Raw genomic sequence first — 3,069 nt, 5'->3', positions numbered from 1 at the left:
GGGCGGGCGGGACCCACTCCCCCGCGGCGCCGGCGGCTGCGGCGGCTCCCGGGCCGCCGTCGTCCGGCGTCGTCTCGCGCTCCCCGATCCGTCGGCGCGGCGCGCCGATCGCGTGCACGACGTCGGCGCTGCCGTCGCCGGCGAACGTCCACGCCCCGTACAGGCCCAGGTGCACCCGCAGCCACCGGGCGTCGTCCGGGGTGTCAGGCTCTCGGCTCGCCTTGGCAGGCCCTCTGCCTGCCCGGTCGGGCGCGAAGGCGCAGAAGAGCTGCTTGCCCCACGCCTCGGCGGTCACCAGCCGGCGGCCGTCGAGCAGCGCGGCACCGCCCGCGAACCGCCCCTGCGGGCTGGACACGGCGAGCGCCTCGCCGCCGAACAGCCCGTCCAGGGCGCGCGCGAGGCGGTGGACGGTGTGACCCTCGGGCACGTCAGCGAGTCTTCAGGCGATGGCGGAGACGTCGTGGGACGCCTCGTACGCGGCCATCTTGTCGATGCGGCGCTGGTGGCGGGCGTCGCCGCTGAACGGCTCGGCGACGAACGCCTCGACGAAGGACGTCGCCTCCTGGAGCGAGTGCATCCGGCCGCCGACCGCGATGACGTTGGCGTCGTTGTGCTGGCGCCCGAGCGTCGCCGTCTCCAGCGACCAGGCCAGCACGGCGCGCACCCCGACGACCTTGTTCGCGGCGATCTGCTCCCCGTTCCCCGAGCCGCCGATGACGATGCCCAGCGAGCCCGGCTCCGCGACCACGGCCTCGCCCGCGCTGATGCAGAACGCGGGGTAGTCGTCCTGCGCGTCGTACTCGTGGGCGCCGTGGTCGACGACGTCGTGGCCCGCGGCGCGCAGGTGGTCCACGAGGTGGGTCTTGAGCTCGTATCCGGCGTGATCGGCGGCGATGTGCAGACGCATGCGGTCATTCTCCCCCACGCCGCTCCCCCGGGTCGCCCGCGGGGAGCGAACCGCCCCACGCGTGGGCGGCGCGCCGTAGGGTGACGCCATGACTGCCGACGCCACCGGGCTGCGGTCCGGCATCGACCTCAGCGCACTCGACCAGGCCGTCCGCCCGCAGGACGACCTGTACCGCCACGTCAACGGGCGCTGGATCGCCCAGCACGAGATCCCCGCCGACCGCGCCATGGACGGCGCGTTCCGCGCGCTGCACGACCTGTCGGAGGAGCGTGTCCGGGAGATCATCACCGACCTCGCCGCCACGGACGACCTCGACCCCGCGTCCACCCCCGCGAAGATCGGCGCGCTGTACGCGAGCTTCCTCGACGCCGACCGCGTGCAGCAGCTCGGCACCGAGCCGATCGCCGCCGAGCTCGCCCAGATCGCGGCCGCCACGTCGCCCGCCGAGCTCGTCGACGTGCTCGGCGCCCTGCAGCGCACCGGCGGGGGCGGCGCCGTCGCGTTCTACGTCGACAACGACGCCAAGGACCCCGAGACGTACGTGACCTACCTCGTGCAGGGCGGCCTGGGCCTGCCCGACGAGGCGTACTACCGCGAGGACCAGTACGCGCCCGTCCGCGACAAGTACGCGCCGCACCTGGCGCGCATGCTGCGCCTCGCCGGCGTCACCGCCACGTCCGCGTGGGGCGCCGACCCCGAGGACGCCGCCGCGCGCGTGCTCGCGCTGGAGACGAAGCTCGCCGCCCACCACTGGGACGTCGTGCGCGACCGCGACGCCGACCTCACCTACAACCCGATGACGCTCGCCGACCTGGTCGAGCGGGCGCCCGGCTTCGACTGGCGCGCGTGGGCGGCGGCGCTCGGCGCGCCCGCCGGGTCGCTGGACGCCCTGGTCGTGCGGGAGCCGTCGTTCGCGACCGGCTTCGCCGAGCTGTGGCGGACGGAGCCCCTGGCGGACTGGAAGCTGTGGGCCGCGTACCACCTGATCACGGCGCGCGCCGCCTACCTCGACGACGCCACCGTCGAGGCCAACTTCGACTTCTACGGCCGCACGCTGTCGGGCGCCCAGGAGGTGCGCGACCGGTGGAAGCGCGGGGTCGCGCTCGTCGAGCGGGCGCTCGGCGAGGCCGTCGGCGAGCAGTACGTGGCCCGCCACTTCCCGCCGGAGCACAAGGAGCGGATGGACGTCCTCGTCGCGAACCTCGTGGCCGCGTACCGCGAGTCCATCGAGGCGCTCGACTGGATGACGCCCGAGACGAAGGTGAAGGCGCTCGCCAAGCTCGAGCGGTTCACCCCCAAGGTGGGCTACCCGGTGAAGTGGCGCGACTACTCCGCCCTCGTGGTCGACGCCGCCGACCTCGTCGGCAACGTCCGGCGGGCGCACGCGTTCGAGCAGGACCACGAGCTCGGCAAGATCGGTCGCCCGATCGACCGCGACGAGTGGTTCATGACGCCGCAGACCGTCAACGCCTACTACAACCCGGGCATGAACGAGATCGTCTTCCCGGCGGCGATCCTGCAGCCGCCGTTCTTCGACCCCGACGCGGACGACGCCGTGAACTACGGCGGCATCGGCGGCGTCATCGGGCACGAGATCGGCCACGGCTTCGACGACCAGGGGTCCAAGTACGACGGCGACGGACGCCTCGAGGACTGGTGGACCGAGACCGACCGCACGGAGTTCGAGAAGCGGACGAAGGCCCTCATCGCGCAGTACGACGGCTTCCGGCCGACGCAGCTGCCCGCCGACGGCCCGCACGTCAACGGGGCGCTGACCATCGGCGAGAACATCGGCGACCTGGGCGGCCTGTCCATCGCGATCAAGGCGTACCGCATCGCGCTCGGCACCTCGCTCGAGGACGCCCCCGTCATCGACGGTCTCACCGGCCTGGAGCGCGTCTTCCTGGGCTGGGCGCAGGTGTGGCAGTCCAAGGGCCGCGACGAGGAGGTGGTGCGCCGCATCGCCACGGACCCGCACTCCCCCAACGAGTTCCGCTGCAACGGCGTCCTGCGCAACATCGACGAGTTCCACGCCACCTACGGCGTGGGCCCCGACGACGCGCTGTGGCTCGCGCCCGAGGAGCGGGTCCGCATCTGGTGACCGTCCGCCGCCCTGACGCGGCGGGCGCCCGGACACGACGAAGCCGCCGACCGCGGGATGG

General features: G+C 73.6%; 3 protein-coding genes. 1 reads left to right on the top strand and 2 read right to left on the bottom strand.

Annotation, left to right across the window (positions count from 1 at the left end):
- Both ACFUVW_RS20420 and ACFUVW_RS20415 read right to left on the bottom strand, forming a co-directional pair.
- A partial coding sequence (locus ACFUVW_RS20420) for a DNA-formamidopyrimidine glycosylase family protein (RefSeq protein ID WP_430573125.1) occupies positions 1-427 on the bottom strand: 427 nt, incomplete at its 3' end.
- Positions 428-439: 12 nt separating this feature from the next.
- A complete protein-coding gene (locus ACFUVW_RS20415) occupies positions 440-907 on the bottom strand; it encodes a ribose-5-phosphate isomerase (protein WP_430573124.1) in 468 nt (155 codons plus the stop codon).
- Positions 908-995: 88 nt separating this feature from the next.
- Here ACFUVW_RS20415 and ACFUVW_RS20410 point away from each other — a divergent pair, with 88 nt between their 5' ends.
- Positions 996-3,008 (top strand): M13 family metallopeptidase, encoded by a 2,013-nt coding sequence (locus ACFUVW_RS20410; RefSeq protein ID WP_430573123.1) that lies wholly within the window; start codon positions 996-998, stop codon positions 3,006-3,008.
- Positions 3,009-3,069 lie beyond the last annotated feature (61 nt).

This window comes from Isoptericola sp. NPDC057391, from assembly GCF_042668085.1.
GTDB lineage: Bacteria > Actinomycetota > Actinomycetes > Actinomycetales > Cellulomonadaceae > Isoptericola.
The sequence above is the reverse complement of the archived record's forward strand: the minus strand, read 5'-3'. Positions and strand labels throughout refer to the sequence as shown.

Coding starts and splice junctions, on each gene's coding strand:
- ACFUVW_RS20415 (WP_430573124.1), bottom strand. CDS start 907: ATGCGTCTGCACATCGCCGCCGATCACGCCGGATACGAGCTCAAGACC.
- ACFUVW_RS20410 (WP_430573123.1), top strand. CDS start 996: ATGACTGCCGACGCCACCGGGCTGCGGTCCGGCATCGACCTCAGCGCA.